The organism is Dysgonomonas gadei ATCC BAA-286 (genome assembly GCF_000213555.1).
Taxonomy (GTDB): Bacteria; Bacteroidota; Bacteroidia; order Bacteroidales; family Dysgonomonadaceae; genus Dysgonomonas; species Dysgonomonas gadei.
On record NZ_GL891997.1, the window covers coordinates 1 to 20,947 of the forward strand.

Below are 20,947 nucleotides of genomic sequence, written 5' to 3' on the forward strand. Positions count from 1 at the left end.
ATACGGTCTTTTTACTTCCGTACCGCGACTGCTTAACACAAATCAGGGAATGCAGGTCTCAAAAAAGTCTCAGGCAGCTTGAAATGCGCTTCCAGAGATACGATATGGTCATCTGTGACGAGTTTGGATATGTCTCTTGTGATAAGGAAGGAGGAGAACTGCTCTTTAACCATCTGTCCCTAAGAGCCGGTAAGAGGTCTACAATCATTACAACAAATCTTGCTTTTGACAGATGGGGGGAAATAGTAAAGGATAAAGTTCTCGTGGCTGCCATGGTAGACAGACTCACGCATAAAGCATATCTTATCAATATGAATGGACAATCTTACAGAGTTAAAGAAACTAAAAAAATGTTACAATCTAATGAGGAATAAATATCTTTAACCAATCTCGTCCGAGACACTTAGTGGTATACTTTTCAATTACTAAGTGGACTACTTTTCAATTATATTATACAGATGAAGTTCCAACTATTGTTGATTTTCTCTATAATGCATGGAGAGAAAAAACAAATTTCGAGTTTTGTGGTATCCCTAAAACTCTGATTCTTGGAAGACATGTGGTAGAACGCTTTCCTATGATTTATAATTTGGAACCAAATGCAGGTGTCAATATCGAATTAGCTACAAATGGATTTGCAACAGGCATTCGTTCCTTAAAAGATTGGGAGAACAATATCGCATATTATTCATATTATGAGAACTACAAAAACATTAGTGGCTTCCAAGCTAATGTCGAAATAATTTGCCGGGACTTAAATCTCCGAAATAGCGGCAAGTCCGAACCTAATCTATTGAAATGGGTTAATAATCAGCCTAAAGGAAAGTTGGTAAATGACCAAGCTGAGTTTGAAAGACTCTTTGAATCACAAAAATAGCAACAAAATTATGTCTCAAGCAAATTCAAAATCATATCTACAAGGTTCCTTGTTTGAAGAAGATTATCTGATAAGGACTTTAGGCGCTTTAGTTCATTTCCCTGAGATTGCATTAACAGAACTCGTTGCCAATGCATGGGATGCAGGAGCAACAATGGTTGATATATTTATCCCTGAAGATTATGACCAAAAATTGACGGTTGAAGACAACGGAACCGGATTGACTAAAGAGCAGTTTGAACAACGATGGATGAAACTTGGGTATAATCGAATAAAGCATCAAGGTAAAAATGTTCTGTTTCCTCCAAATGTTGAGGGTAAAAGGTTGGCCTATGGTAGAAACGGAGTTGGTCGTCATGGGTTACTTTGTTTTGATAAAGAATATACTGTAATTACTAACTCAGGCGGAAATAAATCAACTTTTGTTATTACCACGCAAGATGAGAATCAGCCTTTCGTTATTAAAGAGGCCTCGTATGATAAATCCACCACTTACGGGACAAGATTAGAGGTAATTGTTACTAAAAATCTACCCAAACCAGATAAAATTTTAGAGATTATTTCTGCAAGATTTTTGCACGACCCTAAATTCAAAGTATCAATAAACAAGCAAACCGTCCAACTGGAGCAACATTCAGGACTAATAGATACGACAGAACTGAAAATAGATAATATAACGTTGGTCGCCCATTTTATAGATTCACAAAAATCCGCAAGGTCAACAATTTATCAAGGCATTGCGTTCTGGCAGAGTAATAGACTTGTAGGAGAACCTTCCTGGATTTTAGGAAATGAAGTTGTTATTGATGGAAGAACAAAATTCGCCAAACGCTATACTGTGGTTATCCAAACGGATGATTTAGCCGATTATATTTTTGAGGATTGGACTGGGTTTAAAAGAGTTGAGATGATGGATAAGGTTTACAAAGAAGTTATTTCTTATGTAAACAAGATGTTTTCTGAGATTGCAAAAGAGACAATAGAAGAAACTAAAGAGCAAATTAAAAGCGATTTTCGTTCAGAATTTTCTCAATTAACACCTTTGGCTAAATATGAAATCAACGAAGCGATTGAAAGCATGACAATAGCACACCCAACAGCAAAACCGGAATCTATTTCTTTAGCTGTAGAAACAATTATCAATCTTGAAAAAACGAGGTCTGGGCAAGAGTTGTTACTCAAACTTTCCACTCTATCGGAAGATGATATTGTTGGGTTGAATACATTGCTTGAAAAATGGTCTGTAAGAGATGCTTTAAGTGTATTGGATGAAATAGATAGGAGAATCACAGTAATTGAAGCTATACGCAAACTATCCAAAGATAAAGATGTTGATGAGTTACATGTATTGCATCCTTTAGTTACCGGAGCAAGGTGGTTATTCGGGCCGGAATATGAATCTGCGGAATATTCATCTAACAGACAATTACAAACAGCAGTTGAAGTTGTATTTAAAAAGAAAATAAGCAAAGAGGTTTTTAGAAACCACAAAAAACGCCCTGACATTGTTCTGTTGAACGATTCTACCGCTTCAATAACCGGGATAGAAACCTTTGACAAAGAGTCTAATTTAGCGACAGTCAATAAAATACTTGTTATTGAGCTCAAACGAGGTGGGTTTAAGTTATCAAGAGAAGAAAGGAATCAAGCGCAAGGATATGTAGAGGATTTTATGAACTGTGGGCAATTAATAGGAACCCCATACATTGAAGCATTTGTTGTCGGAGAATCTTTTCAAGAAAAAGTTCAACCTATTTCGACCGTCAAGAATGACAATAACGTAGAACTTGGCAAAATCCGTATAACTACTTTCAGCCAATTAGTGGATACCGCTGAAAAAAGACTGTTTGGTCTTAGGAAAAAATTAAGTGATAGATATGATGATATGCCGGGAATGGATTTGTATCGGCAACATGGACAACAGCAATTGAACTTCATTGCCGAGTAATAATAAATATTTATTTATTCTATCCCGTTCGTTTAGCTTATCACAGAAAGAGCGACAGGCAATTTTTCGCCTGTCGCTCTTTCTATAATCTGTAATCCGTCTGGATAAGTATTTTTTGTCAGCAAATCTTTTGATTTTAAGGGGGCTATAAATACCCAGACCGGATGAGATACAAAGACCGGAATATGATATATTTAGGAAAAAGATGTATCTTTGTAGTATGGCATGGGACAATATGACAATATAACTCCTGTGTCTGGAGTGTAGGAAAGAACAACATATAAGGGGCTTTAGAAAACAGCCAATTTACAGAAGTCCACCCGAATATGATAGTTTCTCTTTCTGCCTGATTGTGTATATGTGTAAAATCATATATCGAAAGGGCGTAAGGTTATGAACTATCAGTGGGCGGGCGCTTGGCTGTGCCTCTAAAGCCGATGTGTTTGTAATTCTTGCGCCTGTTTTCGTTTAATGATTTTAAGATTACGAACATGAGTACATCCGAAGAAGTTTCAAAAAAGAGTTGTGGCGGGCTAACCCGCTCGGAAGTAGCAAACTTGTTGCAACCTATCATTAAGTTGCATAACATTGAGGTAAAAGATGATCGCTTTGAATTTCCATGCGTTTATGCTTCTGCCGGAGTACCTGAATCCGAATTGTCGAATGATACGGAAACGACGGTTATACTTTTTGAGCATATTACTTCCATATCGCCTTTTAAGGTTCGTTTTGAAGTCTTATTGCAATGTGGCGAACTCTATGTCTTTTCCACAACGGACAGCACCAGAACACATATAAACACATATGGCGGGGATGAAAATATAAAATTAGAAAAACCGACCACAGCACAGGATATAGCTGGGAATATTTGGGACGGATTGGAGAAAACACTGGCTTCCGGAAAGAAATAGAGCTGAATAAGCATAGTCTGATAACTTATTGAAAAACATCTGTCAAGCAATTTTGTCAGGTGTTTTTTTATGGGTATTTTTGCAAGCAGAAAAATATATCAATATGTCAACAGGAGCTAAATTTTTACGAGCAGATTTACATATTCACTCTTATGGTGAATTTGGGTCTTATGATGTGACCGATACAAATATGACCCCACAAGCAATTGTGGATACAGCAATAGAAAAAGGATTAGGGATAATAAGTATAACTGATCATAATGAGATATTTAACTCGAATACTGCAATAACTTATGCAGAGGGGAAAAACATATTTGTTATTCCTGGAATAGAAGTTAGCACAACACAAGGGCACTTATTGCTTTATTTTCCCACATTCAATGATTTAAGAAACTTTCATGGAAAACTAACGATAAATCAAGATAAGAAAACTTGCCAAAATGGCATTGTGCAGTGTCTTGATTTTGCTCAACAGCATAATGGTATAGGTGTTCTTGCCCATATAGAACTCGAATCAGGTTTTGAAAAAACAATTGGACGATTTGGCCCTCCGATGGAGGAAATTTTCAAACATAAGAATTTATTGGGATTAGAAATATGTACAAAAGAGAATATTGACCTATATACTGATTCGGATGATGATTCAAGGAAAAGACTTATTGGATTACATAGGGAAGCCTGCGATTATAACGAATCATATAATCTTGCCAAATTACTATCATCTGACGCACATGACCTTAATAGACTTGGTATTAACGCCGAGGGAGGAAAGAAATTGACAAGAATAAAAATAGATGAACTAAACTTTCATTCTTTCAAAATTGCACTTATTAGTAATGAGTCAAGAATTAGGCTTGAAGATTTTATCCCAGAACAAAGACCTGTTATCAAATCTATTAGTATAGAAGGTGGGTTATTGGACAAAGTGAGAATAGACCTAAGTTCGAACTTAACCTGTATTATTGGAGGTAGAGGTGCTGGAAAATCTACACTATTAGAGGCTATTAGAGAATGTTCTGGAAACAAATCAAATGCAAGAGTAGTAGACTCTGACGTGTGGCCGCAAGATATTTCTTTGACGTATGAAGATGAAGCGGGACAGGTGTTAGAGTTCAAACGAGAAAAGTCTGCGGAGAATCTAAATGTAACAGATCCGATTAATGGCATTTCAAAAATTGATGTTGAAAGTTATGGACAAGGTGATACCGCCGAAACATTACAACATAGTGATGCTAATCCTATTATTTTGGTTAATTTTTTAGATTCATTCTTGGATTTAGACTCACTAAAGAGCCAAGATGATGAAATCGTCGTAAATTTACGTGAAAATCAAAGTGAAGCAAGAAAATTGAGACTTGAATTACTAAGTCTTCCTGACACAAAAAAGGCATTATTAAACGAACAAAAAAAATTAGCAAATCTTGAAAAAGAGAAAGCTGGGGAACTGGTAAAATACCAAACAGCATTAATACGAGAAAGGCAATTACGAAAAGGTTTAGTTGATGACTTGAACGCCCTTATTAAAACGTATCGAGAGATATTCAAAGATGACACTACATTTAAAAATTTTGAAAAATTATCTGACGACGAAATCGTTGTAGGGAAGAATTACTTCAAAAAGGTAAAAGAAATTGTTTCGGATTTCTCGAAGATAGTCTCAGAAAAGTCAGGAGAATTGAATATTTCTCTAAATCAGAAAATAGAAGAACTGAAAATTGAACTTGCTAATTGGCAAAAGGAAGAAAAAACAATACAGGACGAAATTGACAAGAAGAAATCTGCTCTTGAAGCACAAGGGATTCCATTTGACTTAGGCAAGATAAATCAAATTTCAAAAGACATCATAGACTTAACAACAAGGGTTCAGAAATTAGAAAATAGCCAGAAGTTATTGAAAGAATTGGAGGCTGCTCGCAAATCACTAATAACAGAAAGAACCGATGTTAAAAATAAAATATATTATCATAGACGAGAGTTCGCAAATACAATAAATGATAATCTTAAAAATACGATTGACGGTCTGTTTATCACCGTTAAATATTCAGAGGGGAAATATTCAGATGAATTTGAAAAACTACTAAAAAATGTTATGGACTGGAGAACCTCTCAGGTTCCCAGAGCATTCATCATTTCGCTCAACTTATCCCCTTTAGAGTTTGTTGGTATATGCAAAAGAAATGATGAAGCAAGATTAAAATTAATTACTGATACCAATGGCAATCGACTTCTTTCCGATCTGGAAATATGCAGCATAATTGAAAAAGTGATGAAAGATTATGTCTATGAAGAATTTGAAGCTCTTGAGTTTGAAGATAGACCGAGTATAACTGTGACTAAAATGTATGCAGATGAACATGGGACTCAACAAAGGCAAACAAAATCAATCTCACAATTATCATTGGGACAACAGCAGTCTATATTGCTGGGTATTTTGCTGTTATCAAAAAGTGATAAACCTCTAATTATCGACCAGCCTGAAGATAACTTAGATAGCGAGTTCATTTTCAAAACAATCGTAATGAATTTGCGAAAAATTAAAGAAGCCAGGCAAGTGATAATTGTTACTCATAATCCAAACATTGCTGTATTAGGAGATGCCGAACTAATAATCCCATTAAAAAGCACAAGCATAAAGTCCCACGTGATGAGTGCGGGGTCAATTGATAGAAAAGAAACAAGGGAAATGTGTTGTGATATTTTAGAAGGTGGCAAAAATGCGTTTAAACAAAGACAAACCATTTATGGCATTTAATGTGGCTTTTTGTTACTTTTTCTCCCGCTCACTCTCTGGCTCATGGAAAAAGTAACGGGCGGAAAAACCGCCCGCTTGTGTCATTTCAGATTTATGTCTGATTCGGAAATATACCAACTATCCCTGTAATATCCGTTACCCAGCAGGGTGAAAACCCCTGCTTCTTTCATATCATGGGCGTATTGCTTGGCTTCTGCAATGGTCGGAAATTCGCCCAGTTTCCGAAAGCCGACAAATAGTTTATACATAGTTCAAATGGTATTTTCTATGGATAAAATCGGAGTGTTTTGGCGTAGCCATTCTTCGATATGCTCCGTATTATATTCGGAGGTAATAACCGCCATATCATAGGCAATTTGCGTAAAACGGCTACTTTCATAGCTATCTATCCACTCTTTCAGATTAACAACGCCCCACGTTTTGTAGTCGACTGTAAACATTCGGTCAATCTCGGATATGCTTTTTTGAAACTGCACCCGAATAGTCTGGTATGTGTCGTCGATAATTTCAAGGTGTCGGAGTGATCCGAACTCATCGGACAACCGTCCGAAACTCCAATCGCTTTCGTAGGATACATTACCCCATTGGTGTGGTTGGTCATAACGTACTTTCACTTCGGCTGTATGTTCGCCTATCTTTATTTCCTCGATTACTCCCATAACCATCAATCCCGTAAAGATGCTTTTGCACCGCTTACCGATTAATTCCTCTGTAACGTCTTTTGTTTTCATATCATTATTTTTTGTGATTAATATTCTGTTATGCTGCCAATCGTTGTTCTATGAGTAATATATTCCTGTTTACAAGGTTGATAATCTGACTGTGGTACTGGGTTTGCTTGTTCTGTAACCCCCTGCATTGGATAACCCGTAATTGTGATATGGATAATTCAATGGTTTCAATGCGTTCGCCGTCAATGGTTGCCGAAAGAATAAGGGAATCTTCCTTAGTCGAATAACTACCTACGCAATGGTGCATTGCTTGTCCCTCTGCTATTATCTCTTGTACGCTTTCAAGTACACGGACATTAATTTTACCATCGGAAAATATAAGTCCGAAAAACTTGGCTTTAATCGCCTTAAATTCCGCTTCTTTTTCAAGTTGCTTTTCCAACTCTGCCTGTGCATCGGCTTTAGCTTTCTTCTGCATATAGCGGTCATGTTCGGCTTTGAGGTCTGTCGGGCATACATATTTGGCATTGTAGAGGTCTTTGCCGAAGAAGCGGAGAAAGTCTATATAGTCGCACCAAAGCGTTGCATCTTTGATTTTATAGCCGTTTCGGATGCAGATGCGGACGGACTGCCAATACTTGTCGATGTTTTTCCAACCGCTATCTATGATACGCTTTAGTAGCTTTGTATAGCCTGTTTTCATCAGTGTCTCGGCACGACTGTCGGCAAGTAGGGTACGGAACAGGTCTAAGGGTTTTTGCCCGTAAAAAGCCTTTTTGTAGCCTGTCCTTTTAAGTTCGGGAATGAGTCTCATTCGGGGGTAAATTACTCCCGTAAAGATTTTGTCATATACATTGATATAAAACTTGTTATTGCTGTTCTCGCTACGCAGTTCTAAATCGGTGTGGAATATCCACGCATCATAATAGCAAGTACCCATTGTCTGACGGAGTTTTGCGAACGTACAATGTTTCCCGTTTGGAGCAATCCACCGTTGCATAACTTCTGAATAATCGTATTTGGGCGTTTCTCCAACTTTAACCGAACAGAACAGCATTACAGAGCGCAATACCTGATACCCTTTATGGGCGGTTACGACTGTCATATAGTAACGAGTGTTGAATGTTCGTTTCTTGGTGGTTTCTACCGTTAGCTTGGTATTACAATTCGGACAATGACAATCGGTAAGGGTTTCCACCAAATACCCTGCACCCTGCCATGAATGACCGCATTTTGTACAGGTCATCACCCCTTTTTCGGTGCGGTGTCCGATATGGTCAATAGCATTCTCATAACCCCATTGGGTTTGCTCTTTCGTAAGTTTCGGCAGGGTCTTACTTGCTTCTACTACCTGTGCTTGGAATTTATTTTGCGGTTTCATGGCTTAGAAATTGAATAGGTTGGGTATAGTATTGACTTCAGGTTGCTTGGCTTTCGGCTTGGCATTGCCTTGTTTCATCTTGGCATAGGCTTCGTCCTGTACTTTCTGAATGGCTTTTTGCCGTGCTTGTGCCTTTTCTTCATCGGTCAGAATAATGGTATGGTTTACCACTACATTACAGTTGATTGGCTTGCCGACCTCGATACTATCCTCATCGTAATAATGCAGGGCAAGGGAGTAGATTTCATCATCCGCAAATCCACATATTCCGCTTTGTTGCACGTAATTGAGTATGTAGGTTATACAATCGTCAATGTTCTTGTTTGGCTTGGCATAGATGGGGGCAAACAGTTCATCGGTTTGCGCTCTCTGTTCCAAATAACTCTGTATTGTTATCTTGAAATAATCGGTTGCTTTATTTTCTGCTTTCATTTTCTTGGGTTTTGTGGGGCGGACTGCTCCGCCCCGTGTGAATACTTAGTCCAATCCGAAATAATAAGCTAACTGCCGTTCCTGTGATTTGGAGAATATCCAACCTGCTAACCTCTTTCCGTTGAATGTCAGGTGGCTGTTGAACCGTCCGCCCATTGCTTTGAGTTCGTCTTTGATTGCTTTCGTATCTCCGAAAACGGCTACCGCTTTGGCTGAATACTCGACCAATGTGCAAGCGTTCTTGCCTGTTCCGTTTTCGCTATTCGGTGGCGTTGTGTCGGTCTTTTTGAGGTGTATATTGTCTTCGCTTCCTGCGATGTAGGCAAAGTTCTCTATAGTGCGGTTGCGGTCATATACAGGCTCTTTTTCGATTATCCAACCGCTGTACTTGCTTTCTCCCAAATAGTAGCCGTCGCCCATGCTGTATTTTTCCCTGTGTTCGTAGTCCTCGTTAGGCTCGGCTAAATAGGCTGTTTCCTCAAAGTTGGATGCGTGTTTGCGCATTTCGGAAAAGATGTCCCTTTTGTGTTTTGAAAAGCCGATAATAACCGTCCGCTGTGTACTGTATCCGTAGTAGTCGGTTTGGCTGTCGCTCTCATTTTGCCTTAAACGTGCCACGATTACCGCTTGTGCATCTTCGGGGAGTATCTCGGCAAAGCGTTTGCGCCCGATTTCCTTAACCTGTTCTACTCTGATTTTTTCCTGTTCGGCTTTCTCGTCTTCGGCTTTCTTCTGTCCGTGTGCCTGCTGAAGAAGTATTGCGACCTCAAAAGCGTCCATGAATTGAGGGTTCTCGCTGTCATAGTAATAACCGATACCGAATTTTTCATTCAATGGTCGGATGATGTCGGCAGTATAAAACTCCTTTGTCCGCAGGTTAATCAACTTGTATGCAATGCCCCAATCGTTTGTACGGATTTCATAGACTACATACCTGTCATAGCTGTAACCCTCCATTTGGATAATCTGATTGACCTTTACCACTTGTTTGGCTCTGTCTATCTCCTTGTTTGCTCCTAATAAAAATACTTTGCTCATAACTGTCGGAATTAAAAAATGTGAGTGAATAAAAACCAGAAAAAGCCTATCAGAGCGATAAGAGAGAATAGGCAGGATGCGATACCCTTTAGGATATTCCAACAGAAAACCACGCCCAAAACCACCCAAATAAAGTCCATACCCCACACATAGAAACCTACTGCGGTCGCTACTATCTTTACCACCAATTTTATGCTGGATGGAAGGTTGATAGATTCCTGTTTCCTTTGTATTTTTTCTATTGTTCCCATAACGTCTGACTTTTTTTTTATGCCGTGACGGAGCCGGTATGATGAGTTCTGTTTCAGAAGCCTTAAAAAGGTAGGCGTTAGCACACATCAAGATTTTTGCGGGAAATACGCAACGTCTGAAAGATGTCGGAAGATTTTTTGCAAAACCGCTTGCGGCTCGATCTTGTGGGGGCGTGAACGCCGGAAATACCTTTGCTTCTGCAACAGAACTATCATAATTAGACCGACTCTTGCCAGGCATACATAAAATGAGGAAGACGTTATATCGGGAGAACGGTAGAAAAACTATACGAGTGGTTGGTTATTATGGAAAACAATCACTACAATCGCCGAATTTATTGGCGATTGACCTGCTCTGGCTGCCAGTCTGTTTTAGTTGGTAGCCACTCTATGCCATAGAAAAATAGAGCGGTACATGGATAAATGGGAATATCTATTTTTGTCTTTCCGGGAATACAAGACGTAATAATATGGAGATAATCAGCATAAGTGTAAAGGTCTTCGACACGTTAGCAAAGCGTGTAGAAGATATTGAGGAAAAGGCGGAAAGATTATACCGCCGTCAAGAAGATTTAGGTCTGAAAAAATGGCTGGACAATCAGGACGTTTGCGAGATATTGGATATAACCAAACGTACCTTGCAAAGCTATCGGGAAAAGGGTTTATTACCTTATAGCCGCATAGAGCATAAGATACGTTATAAGCAGGAAGATGTGCAGAAACTATTGCAATCTTCGGCTCATCAATCAAAAAAAATGTAGGCTATGAACAATTTGATTGAAAAAAGCGATCCGCGTGTGGCCAACCTTTTCCGTCGGTTAGAAAAGGCAAATAGCCTGATTGATAAACTGGAAGTACCTTCACGCCGTTCTTTTTACGGGCAACGGTTCATTACCGACCCGGAGCTTTCCGAGAGATTGAGAGTAAGCCGCAGGACATTGCAGGAATACCGTTCCGCCGGGACTATTCCTTATTATCTGATCTGTGGTAAAATCCTTTATAAAGAATCGGAGATTCAGCAATTTTTGGAAGATGCGAGAAAACAGAGCATCAACCAACAGAAATTGATTTAAACAAGAGACGACCCAAAATAGGGTCGTTTCTTGTTTCCAGCATATCGTTATCAATTCAGCATGGCATTCATGCCTGGAATTTTCCAGAGTATTATAGGACTTAATGCCTGTGAGGTAATCCATTCACGAAAATATTGTGCTTGCCGGGATTTTAGCTGGAAAGCCAACGCTGTTATCATTTCCAGATTATAGAATGTCAATATTTTACCGTTGCCGTTATCCTTATGACGGCAAACCTTATCTTCCTGTAATATTTCTTTTTTCAATATGGAGCGGATATTACTGTTTATAGCTGATATGAACACACCGAAAGTATCGGCGATTTCGTGCTGGGTAAGCCAAACACCACCTGCTGCCGGGCGGATAGTTACCTGTCCCTTTTCTATTTTGATTGATATTGTATTCATTTTATTGGTTGTTTGATTGTTGAACATTCTTGTTTTTATTCCTTTTTTGGGGATAACGGATAGCCGAACGGAGCGATTCATCTTCATACAAAGTAACTTTATTCGATTTGGATGCCACACGTGTTCTGAGCCGTTTCATATCTTCATCTACTTTCTTGTCGGTTACTTTGGCATATATCTGCGTGGTAGCGATATTTTTATGTCCCATCATCCGGCTTACGGTTTCAATAGGGACACCCTGTGAGAGTGTAATATGCGTCCCGAAATTATGGCGGGCTGTATGGAACGAGATATGCCCGATAGCGCATTTCTTCGCAATCTCACGGAGAAGTTTTCCCATATAACCACGTCCGTAAACCTGAAATATATGTTTATCTTTTTTCTCCGGGCGGTATTTCTCCATAATTTTCAGGGGTATTTCCAACAGTCGCACATTAAATTCCGTCCCGGTTTTCTGTCTTTTCATATGAATCCATAGGCTACCGTCTTCGGTCTGTTCTATATGTTCGTCGGATAGCTTTGTTAGGTCGGCATGACACAATCCGGTGAAAGTAGAAAAAACGAACAGGTCACGGGCACGACACAAATTAGGTTTGTCGAGCTGGCACTGCATCAACTTCTCCAAATCTTCCAGTTTCAAATGGCGGCTCTTTAGCGGCGGCAATTCTGGGAACAGTTTCATATAAGGGTCGCGCCGGAGCGTTCCCTGATTGAATGCCCGTTTGGTTATTTTCTTGAAATTATACAGATGTTGATGTACCGTTTTTTGCTGTAACCCTTTGTCTGTCCTTAAAAAGAGGTCGAAATCTTCGTAGAAACGAAGGTCAAGACTGCGGAGCGTTACGTCATCGGTATCATACTTTTTACGGATAAACGCCAGAAGATGATTGTAAGTTACCCCATACTGAGCGTGCGCCTCTTTTTTGCGGTCTATACCAACCCGTTTTTCAAACTCGTCATTGTGTTCCTTAAAAAGTTGCATCAACGTAAGAGGCTTTTGTGCGATGCCTTTCAGGGCATTCTTTACGAGTTCAGCCGTAACAAAACCCAGACTTTCCTTTATTTCCTTATGATGCTTCTTGATGCGTACTGTAAGCAGGTCAATCGCCTGGTTTACCTGAAAGGCGTTCCGGCTACGTCCTGCGGCACGTCCTGTCGATGAATCCCAAAGGGACGGATCAACAGAAACTTTCGTTCCCACCTGCTGGGATTCGGCATCAATACTGATATTGCACAATAGCTGGCACATACCGTCTTTGCGGATTTTAGTGCGGTTGATATAAAACAGAATAGCAAATGTGCTGCGTCGTTTTTCTTTCTTGTCGTCTTTATTTTTTGTTTCCATAACTGAAATGTATTAACGTGATTAAATAGCAAATTTGAATTTCCCTGCGATACGTTTTTCCAACGCTTTCATATCCTCATCAATCTTATCGTTGGTGATTTTCGCATAAATTTGTGTCGTCGCAATCTGGCTGTGTCCGAGCATCCGGCTTACCGTTTCGATGGGAACACCCTGTGAGAGCGTAATTTCGGTCGCATAGGTATGGCGGCCGCAATGCCAGGTCAGTCGCCGGGTGATACCACAAATGCGGGCGATCTTTTTTAATTCCCTGTTCAACTCTCCGTTTGGATACATCGGCAAGAGCCGTTCATCAGATACCGTTCCCCGATAGCGTTCAAGAATTTGCAAAGGGAGTTCAAGCATGGGTATCTCGTAGTCTATTCCAGTTTTCTCACGGAATGTTTTTATCCAGACTACATCATCTTCGGCAACAGAAACATCTTCATTCGTTAATTTGCACATATCGCAGTACGGGATGCCGGTATAACAGGAAAAGAGGAATAAATCGCGGATAAGGTATTGCTTTGAGGTATTAAGCGGAGTTGTCATTAACTTATTCAGTTCCTTTCGGGTAAGATACTTTTGATACCGCTCAGGGCGTTCCGGCTCATAACCGACAAAAGGATTTTTGGTTATGATTCCCTCGGTTATGGCATCCCCGATAATAGTACCCAATCGGGTGGTATATAATACAATCGTACCCGGTGCAAGCCGGCGGTCAATCTTTAGATAAAGGTCGAATTTATCAATAAACGACCTGTCCAGCGCTGAGAAAGGAATATCTGAAAGTTTATACTTTTCTTTCAGGAACTTCGTGAGGTGATTAAGTGCAAGCCAGTATCCTTTTTCCGAGCCTTCTTTGCGGTTTACACCGATACGCTTGTCGAAATTTTCGTTATGGGTGCGGAAATAGGATAATAGTGTTTCCTGCCCGGATGCCATGCCCAGCAAGAGATTCTTTACATCTTCGGCTGTTACATTCTCCCTTACCGCTGACAACTCACGGTAATGCGACAGGGCAGATGCCCTGATTTCGTCCAGCTGTCGGTTAATCTCGTTTGCCGTATGGCTTTTCCCTGTGGCGCGACCGGATGCCCATAAGTCTGCCGGAACAGCCATTTTTGCACTAAAGATGGTTTCGGAGAATTTTCCAATCGAAAGCCTTGCCATTACAGGGCTTTTGCCGTCCTTTTTTGTTTCATTTCTTTTGAGGTAGAATGACACCTTTACTTCCTTTGTCATAACTCTGTTATTTAAGTGTAAAATTACTTGTAACAGAGTTATTTTAAGTGATATAAAATATGGAGCCAACAGGAAACAAACTCCAATTTTGTATTCAAAACCCGTATTTTCACCGTTAGTGTAAAAAAAGGGTTATTTTTGAAAGACGTTTTAAGAAAAACAAGCGCTCTTTGAGATGATTATCTTTATTCAGGCTGTTTCTGTTCCCTAATCCGACCAATCAAAAAGGCAGTATTTAGGTAGCAAATCTTTCACTTAATTACTCTATATTCTTCCATTTAGCTTATCAGAAGAATATAGAGAAACAACGCTGAATGAACCTTCCTATCAAACACTTACTGTATTCTTCCGAATTTTGCCTATCTTTGCGAGATTCTCATTATATTTGTAGAATATAAGATGCGCCTCGGCATACTCAAAGTAAACTTTGACTCTACCCCCGGCTTTCTCTATATTTGTGGCATTGCAAGATAATCTCTTATATATAACAATCAAAAGCTAAAACATGAAAAAAACACTCTTTTTACTTTCAGTGTTTCTGTGCTCAGGCCTTTTTGCCCAGAATAACGTCCCTGATTGGGAAAATCCGGAAGTTTTTGCAGTAAATAAGGAAGAAACCCGTGCAACGTCATTGCCTTATCCATCCGATCAATTGGCATTGACTGATGATTACGCGGCTTCACCTTATTATCAGTTACTCGATGGAATGTGGAAATTTCACTGGGTACCTAAGGTAGCGGAAGTTCCGGAAGGATTTTATAAGGAAAACTATGATGCAAGCAAGTGGGTGAACATGCCTGTACCGGGTAATTGGGAATTCAACGGTTACGGTATTCCGATGTATGTAAACACTGGCTTCGGCTTCAAGAAGAATCCACCGTATATCGATAGGGAAGATTCGCCTACAGGGGCGTACCGTCACGAATTCAATATTCCTGATAATTGGGACGGGCGTAAGGTATTCATTCATTTCGATGGAGGTACGAATTCGATGTATGTATGGGTAAACGGGCAAAAAGTAGGTTATACCGAAAATGCCAAAAGCCCGGCTGAATTCGATATTACGAAATATATACGCAAGGGAAAAAATATACTGGCTTGCGAAGTGCATAAATTCAGCGATGGTTCATATCTCGAAGATCAGGATATGTGGCGTCTGGGAGGAATAAACAGGAGCGTATATTTATATAGTACGGCGCAGACTCGTATATGGGATTTCTTTGCTCATCCCGATCTGGATAAGAATTACAAGAACGGAGTATTCAGTGTGGATATAAAACTGAAGAATTATACGAATGCAGCGCAGGCCCAAACTGTAGATGTAGCGATAATCGATAATACCGGAAAGAAAGTATTCGGCAAGTCTCAGAAAACTACTATTCCGGCAGAGAGTACCAGTGACCTGTCATTTTCAGGAAATGTATCAAATCCGTTGAAATGGACAGCCGAAACACCGAACCTGTATACTATGCTGATTACATTAAAGGATAGTAAAGGTAATGTGGTGGAAGCGACTTCGCACAAAATAGGGTTCCGTAAGATTGAAATAAAAGACGGACAACTGTTTGTCAATGGTAAAAAAGTATTCTTTAAAGGAGTGAACCTGCATGAGTTCAATACAAATACGGGACAGGTAGTTACCCGCAAAGAAATGATGCGTAACCTGCAACTGATGAAAGAACTGAATATAAATGCTGTGCGTACGTCCCATTATCCGCAACAACCGCTTTGGTACAAGCTTTGTGACGAGTACGGCATTTATCTGGTAGACGAAGCAAACCTTGAATCACATGGCCTGGGTTATGGCCCGGATAATGTATCGAACTTCCCCGAATGGCATGCCACACATATGGATCGTATCATCCGTGCAGTGGAACGTGACAAGAATCATGCTTCGGTTATTTTCTGGTCGCTGGGTAATGAGGCCAGCAACGGCAAAGCGTTCTTCGATATGTACGATTGGGCAAAAGCCCGGGATAACAGCCGTCCGGTACAATATGAGCAAGCATATCAGAAAGACCGCAACACCGATATTATCTGTCACATGTATCCTTCATGGGAAAATATGAAACGTGATGCAGCCAAAGATTTGGGACGTCCTTATATCATGTGCGAGTATGCGCATGCAATGGGTAATAGTATGGGTAATTTCCAGGAATACTGGGATTTGATGCGCTCGAGCAAAAATATGCAGGGCGGCTTTATCTGGGAATGGTACAATCACGGATACCCGGCTAAGGACGAACAGGATCGTTTCTACTGGGCATACGGTGGCGACCTGAAAGGATATAATAAGATGAATGACGGGAACTTTGTTGCCGACGGTCTTATCAGCCCTGACCAGAACTATATTCCACACACCCACATTGTGAAGAAAGTATATCAGAATATCTTATTCGAGGCTAAAGATCTGAATAATGGTATAATCACTGTAATCAACGACTTCAAGTTTACCGACCTTACCAATAAGAATTATACTTATAAATGGGTATTGCTGAAAAACGGAGAAAATGCAGGTGAAGGTACATTCGATATTACTGTACCTGCCGACTCGCGGAAAGATATCAAACTGAACATCCCTGCGATAACAGCAGAAGCCGGAACTGAATATTATCTTCAGGTATTTGCATACAGCAAGGAAGATACACCTTTTATCAAGGCCGGATTTGAAGTAGCTAAAGGTGAATTTGCTTTTGTTTCCAATAATTATTTTGAACAATCGTCTGACGCATCGGGTTCTTTGACTATAGATAAAAAAGACGACAAGATCATCGTAACATCGGGAACTCTGGCTTATGAATTCTCATCGAAGGATGGCCGCAGCTTGCTTTCTATGACTAATGACGGAAAGAAAGTATTCAACGAACTTCCTCGTTTGAACTTCTGGCGTGCTCCTACGGATAACGACTTCGGAGAATGGGTTCAGTATAACCTGCGTTTGTGGGATGCTGCCGGACATAATATTATATATACATTCAAAGGCTCGCAAGAGGCTAACGGGGGTATTACGGTTAATTATGAGGCCAAGCTGAAAGGAATTGAAGCGAAAGTCGATTTGGCCTATACTGTGAACAAAGATGGAAGCCTCACCACTGTGGCTAATTACAAAGCCTTGGCAGATGATCTTCCTGAGATGGTACGTTTCGGTATGATTATGACTCTACCTAAGCAAGTGGATGACTTTACATGGTATGGACGTGGGCCGTGGGAAAATTATATAGACCGTAACCATGATACATTTATGGGCATCTGGAATGGTAAAGTTGAAGAACAGGCTTTTGCTTATTACCGTCCGCAAGAGACAGGAAATAAGACTGATGTTCGTTGGCTGACATTGAAGAATAAAGACGGTAACGGGATTAAAGTTACGGGAGTACAACCTTTATCGGTAAGCGCGACCAACAATAAGCCGGAAGACCTCGACCCGGGCATGACGAAGAAACAACAGCATGCTTCCGATATTCTGCCGCGTAACGAGACTGTATTGTGTGTTGACCTATTTCAGCGTGGAGTAGCCGGATTGAATTCATGGGGCGCAAGTCCGCTGTCGCCATACAGGTTCTTTGGAAAAGAATACACATATGGCTACACGATCAGTGTTATAAAATAAACAGATTAGAATAATAAATTACAGACCTTGCCCGAAATTCTTTTCAGGCAAGGTTTTTTTATCGGTGAATTTTAATTCTGAATCAAATCTCCCCCCTTTTTGACCTAATTGAATCCTGTTAGTTAGAATATTCTTAGGCACTTTTGTACTAATGAAACGTGTGAAAAATCTAAGTATATAATTACACCATGAAAAGAAAATTATACCTCTTGTTACCATTCTTCTTTATATATGCATCATGTATTGGGAATGCCAATAAAATAAATGAGAGTACCTCGGACAATACAATGACTGAAACGGAAGTTGTGGAATTAATAAAGAAAGTGAACAATCATTGGCAGTCTGCTCATCCCGGGCATGAGAATTCCTTTTGGCACAGGGCTGCATACCATACAGGAAATATGGCTGCCTATGAAACCACGGGTATAGAAGAATATAAAGCATATTCGAAAGCGTGGTCGGAGAAAAATGAATGGAAGGGTGCTAAATCCGATGATAAACAGGAATGGAAATACTCTTATGGAGAAACAGATGAATATGTGCTGTTCGGAGACTTTCAGACTTGTTTTCAGGTGTACATAGACTTATATAATCTCGATGAAGAGAAAGACGAAACGAAAATAGCCCGTGCAAAAGAAGTGATGAAATACCAGATGTCTACCCCTAATGTGGATTACTGGTGGTGGGCCGACGGATTATATATGGTAATGCCTGTGATGACACGGCTATATAAGATTACAGGAGATAAGCAATATCTGGATAAGTTATATGAATATTTCGCCTATGCCCGCGACTTAATGTATGATAAAGAAAGCAGTCTGTTTTACCGCGATGCCAAATATATCTATCCGAAGCATAAGACAAACAAGGGTTTGAAAGACTTTTGGGCCAGAGGTAACGGATGGGTTTTTGCCGCTATCCCAAGAGTGCTGGCAGACTTACCACAAGATAATCCACACCGGGCCGAATATATACAGATCTATCAGGATATGGCAAAGGCTATAGCTGCCTGTCAACAGGAAGAAGGTTTCTGGAGCCGTAGCATGCTCGATCTGGAACAGGCGCCTGGATATGAAACCAGTGGAACGGCATTTTTTGCCTATGGTTTTCTATGGGGAGTGAATAATAACATATTAGATAAGGATGCTTATAAACCGGCAATTGATAAGAGTTGGAAATATCTGACAGAAACAGCTTTGCAGCCTGATGGCTCGATAGGATATGTGCAACCGATAGGCGAAAGAGCCGACCAGCATAAAAATGTAGGACCTGATACAACAGCCGATTTCGGAGTGGGTGCATTTCTTCTGGCAGCTGCAGAAATGGTCAAATATTTAAAATAAATTTTATACTTATGAAAAAAATATATATACTACTGACACTTACAGTCCTTCTTTCTTTACCATCATATGCAAATATGGATCAGAAAGAAGAGATACCAAACGACCGTGCTTACTGGACTGATCTGCTTTACAAAATAGCCTCGCCTGTCCTTAGTAATATGAGCAAGGGTGAGTTGTCCAGGAATATGGAACTGGAATTAAGCCCTACATGGGACGGACGTGACAAACGTGTTTCATACATGGAATGCTTTGGCCGTCTGATGTCCGGATTAGCGCCATGGCTTAGCTTGCCGGATGATGATACTGTCGAAGGTAAGCAACGGAAACAATTACGCGAATGGGCGCTTAAAAGTTATGCACAGGCGGTTGATCCGGCCAGCCCGGATTATCTGTTGTGGCGCAACGAGGGGCAGCCATTGGTAGATGCCGCATATATCGCTTCCAGTTTTCTGCGTGCGCCTAAGCAATTATGGGAACCTTTGGATGATTTGACGAAGAAAAGATATATTGAAGAATTTCAGCAATTGCGCCGTATCGATCCTCCTTATACAAACTGGCTTTTGTTTTCGGCAATGGTAGAGTCATTCTTACTCTCTGTAGATGCGCAATGCGATATGTATCGTATCCACAGCGCTATTCGTAAGATTGAGGAATGGTATGTGGGAGATGGCTGGTACTCGGATGGCTCACACTTTGCATTCGACTATTATAACAGTTTTGTTATTCAGCCTATGTATGTGCAGGTATTGGAAGTACTTGTTGACCGTCAGATCAGGTTACGTGACAAGAATCTGGCTGTAGTGCAAAAGAATCTCGACACAGCAAAAAAACGCATGCAACGCTTTGGTATCATACTCGAACGTTTTATTTCACCAGAAGCCACATTCCCTGCATTCGGTCGCTCTATGACTTACCGTATGGGTGCGTTTCAACCACTGGCTTTATTGTCGTGGAAAGAATATTTACCGGAAGAGCTACCTGAGGGACAGGTGCGTAATGCGTTAACATGTGTTATGAAGCGTATGTTCTCTATGGAAGGCAACTTTAATAAGGGAGGTTTCTTGCAATTGGGATTTGCGGGACATCAACCCGATTTGGCTGATTGGTATACAAATAATGGAAGTTTATATCTGACGACAGAAGTATTCCTTCCCCTGGGTTTACCTGCCAGTCATTCTTTCTGGACTTCCCCAGCTCAGGACTGGACTGAAAAGAAAGCATGGAGCGGGCAATCATTCCCTAAAGACCATGCAATAAGGGATTAAAAATGTAGAAAAGAATCAAATTTCATCCTTTTTGAATGAAATTACCCTTATAGAAACCTTTATTAATTATCAATTTTGCTATTGCTTACTTAACTATTATCTAGACCACCATGGGAAAAATAATTCATAACAAAAGCCCTGTCTGATTAAAACCGGATGAATTACGATATTCTGTTTAGAATTCAGGAAATACCATAAATTAATAATACTCTTAATGTAAAACACAGTTCTGATTTTATGTATTATAAAACCAAAAATATAACAACAAATTATCCCATTTTTTCTTCTGAAAATTTGGATATTAGCTGTGTTTTGCTAGAGAGAGAGAGAGAGAGAGAGAGAGAGAGAGAGAGAGAGAGAGAGAGAGAGAGAGAGAGAGAGAGAGAGAGAGAGAGTAGAAG

General features: G+C 40.1%; 17 protein-coding genes and 1 pseudogene. 9 read left to right on the top strand and 9 right to left on the bottom strand.

Annotated elements, in window-relative coordinates:
• The 4 genes and pseudogenes from HMPREF9455_RS20415 to HMPREF9455_RS20435 all read left to right on the top strand — a co-directional run.
• Positions 1–374: pseudogene (locus HMPREF9455_RS20415) on the top strand (ATP-binding protein); the annotation flags it as partial.
• A 459-nt stretch (positions 375–833) separates the two neighbouring features.
• Positions 834–2,825 (top strand): ATP-binding protein, encoded by a 1,992-nt coding sequence (locus HMPREF9455_RS20425; protein ID WP_006801667.1) that lies wholly within the window; start codon positions 834–836, stop codon positions 2,823–2,825.
• Between the two features lie 491 nt (positions 2,826–3,316).
• Positions 3,317–3,736, top strand: a complete 420-nt coding sequence (locus HMPREF9455_RS21845; RefSeq protein WP_006801668.1) for a hypothetical protein — start codon at positions 3,317–3,319, stop codon at positions 3,734–3,736.
• A 28-nt stretch (positions 3,737–3,764) separates the two neighbouring features.
• On the top strand, positions 3,765–6,488 hold the full coding sequence (locus tag HMPREF9455_RS20435) for a TrlF family AAA-like ATPase (protein WP_245532216.1): 2,724 nt from the start codon (positions 3,765–3,767) through the stop codon (positions 6,486–6,488).
• A gap of 80 nt (positions 6,489–6,568) precedes the next feature.
• On the opposite strand, the gene HMPREF9455_RS21560 is transcribed toward HMPREF9455_RS20435, so the two are convergent.
• From HMPREF9455_RS21560 to HMPREF9455_RS21220, 6 genes are read right to left on the bottom strand one after another with little or no spacing between them, the layout of a single operon-like run.
• The gene (locus tag HMPREF9455_RS21560; protein ID WP_006801670.1) at positions 6,569–6,736 is read right to left on the bottom strand and encodes a hypothetical protein; all 168 of its coding nucleotides are present in this window, start codon (positions 6,734–6,736) and stop codon (positions 6,569–6,571) included.
• Positions 6,737–6,739: 3 nt separating this feature from the next.
• A complete protein-coding gene (locus HMPREF9455_RS20440) occupies positions 6,740–7,219 on the bottom strand; it encodes a DUF7258 domain-containing protein (RefSeq protein WP_006801671.1) in 480 nt (159 codons plus the stop codon).
• 28 nt (positions 7,220–7,247) lie between these two features.
• Positions 7,248–8,540 carry a PcfJ domain-containing protein gene (locus HMPREF9455_RS20445; protein ID WP_006801672.1) on the bottom strand — a complete coding sequence of 431 codons (1,293 nt, stop codon included), beginning with the start codon at positions 8,538–8,540 and terminating at the stop codon, positions 7,248–7,250.
• A 3-nt stretch (positions 8,541–8,543) separates the two neighbouring features.
• Positions 8,544–8,972 (bottom strand): PcfK-like family protein, encoded by a 429-nt coding sequence (locus HMPREF9455_RS20450; RefSeq protein ID WP_006801673.1) that lies wholly within the window; start codon positions 8,970–8,972, stop codon positions 8,544–8,546.
• 45 nt (positions 8,973–9,017) lie between these two features.
• A complete protein-coding gene (locus HMPREF9455_RS20455) occupies positions 9,018–10,010 on the bottom strand; it encodes a hypothetical protein (RefSeq protein WP_044216960.1) in 993 nt (330 codons plus the stop codon).
• 11 nt (positions 10,011–10,021) lie between these two features.
• Entirely contained in the window at positions 10,022–10,261 is a 240-nt protein-coding gene (locus HMPREF9455_RS21220) for a hypothetical protein (protein ID WP_083820989.1), read from the bottom strand.
• 470 nt (positions 10,262–10,731) lie between these two features.
• On the opposite strand from HMPREF9455_RS21220, the gene HMPREF9455_RS20460 reads away from it, so the two are divergent.
• Positions 10,732–11,022 carry a helix-turn-helix domain-containing protein gene (locus HMPREF9455_RS20460; protein ID WP_006801675.1) on the top strand — a complete coding sequence of 97 codons (291 nt, stop codon included), beginning with the start codon at positions 10,732–10,734 and terminating at the stop codon, positions 11,020–11,022.
• 3 nt (positions 11,023–11,025) lie between these two features.
• The gene (locus HMPREF9455_RS20465; protein ID WP_006801676.1) at positions 11,026–11,334 is read left to right on the top strand and encodes a helix-turn-helix domain-containing protein; all 309 of its coding nucleotides are present in this window, start codon (positions 11,026–11,028) and stop codon (positions 11,332–11,334) included.
• A gap of 50 nt (positions 11,335–11,384) precedes the next feature.
• Here the strand turns inward: HMPREF9455_RS20465 and HMPREF9455_RS20470 are convergent, their stop codons facing one another.
• The 3 genes from HMPREF9455_RS20470 to HMPREF9455_RS20480 are packed head-to-tail and all read right to left on the bottom strand — an operon-like array spanning position 11,385 to position 14,328.
• Positions 11,385–11,741 carry a virulence RhuM family protein gene (locus tag HMPREF9455_RS20470; RefSeq protein ID WP_044216963.1) on the bottom strand — a complete coding sequence of 119 codons (357 nt, stop codon included), beginning with the start codon at positions 11,739–11,741 and terminating at the stop codon, positions 11,385–11,387.
• A gap of 1 nt (position 11,742) precedes the next feature.
• Positions 11,743–13,086 carry a site-specific integrase gene (locus tag HMPREF9455_RS20475; RefSeq protein ID WP_006801678.1) on the bottom strand — a complete coding sequence of 448 codons (1,344 nt, stop codon included), beginning with the start codon at positions 13,084–13,086 and terminating at the stop codon, positions 11,743–11,745.
• Between the two features lie 21 nt (positions 13,087–13,107).
• Entirely contained in the window at positions 13,108–14,328 is a 1,221-nt protein-coding gene (locus HMPREF9455_RS20480; protein ID WP_006801679.1) for a site-specific integrase, read from the bottom strand.
• 505 nt (positions 14,329–14,833) lie between these two features.
• On the opposite strand from HMPREF9455_RS20480, the gene HMPREF9455_RS20485 reads away from it, so the two are divergent.
• From HMPREF9455_RS20485 to HMPREF9455_RS20495, 3 genes are all read left to right on the top strand, one after another.
• The gene (locus HMPREF9455_RS20485; RefSeq protein ID WP_006801680.1) at positions 14,834–17,938 is read left to right on the top strand and encodes a glycoside hydrolase family 2 TIM barrel-domain containing protein; all 3,105 of its coding nucleotides are present in this window, start codon (positions 14,834–14,836) and stop codon (positions 17,936–17,938) included.
• A gap of 188 nt (positions 17,939–18,126) precedes the next feature.
• Positions 18,127–19,281 (top strand): glycoside hydrolase family 88/105 protein, encoded by a 1,155-nt coding sequence (locus tag HMPREF9455_RS20490; protein ID WP_006801681.1) that lies wholly within the window; start codon positions 18,127–18,129, stop codon positions 19,279–19,281.
• A gap of 11 nt (positions 19,282–19,292) precedes the next feature.
• Entirely contained in the window at positions 19,293–20,546 is a 1,254-nt protein-coding gene (locus HMPREF9455_RS20495) for a DUF2264 domain-containing protein (protein ID WP_006801682.1), read from the top strand.
• Positions 20,547–20,947: the final 401 nt, after the last annotated feature.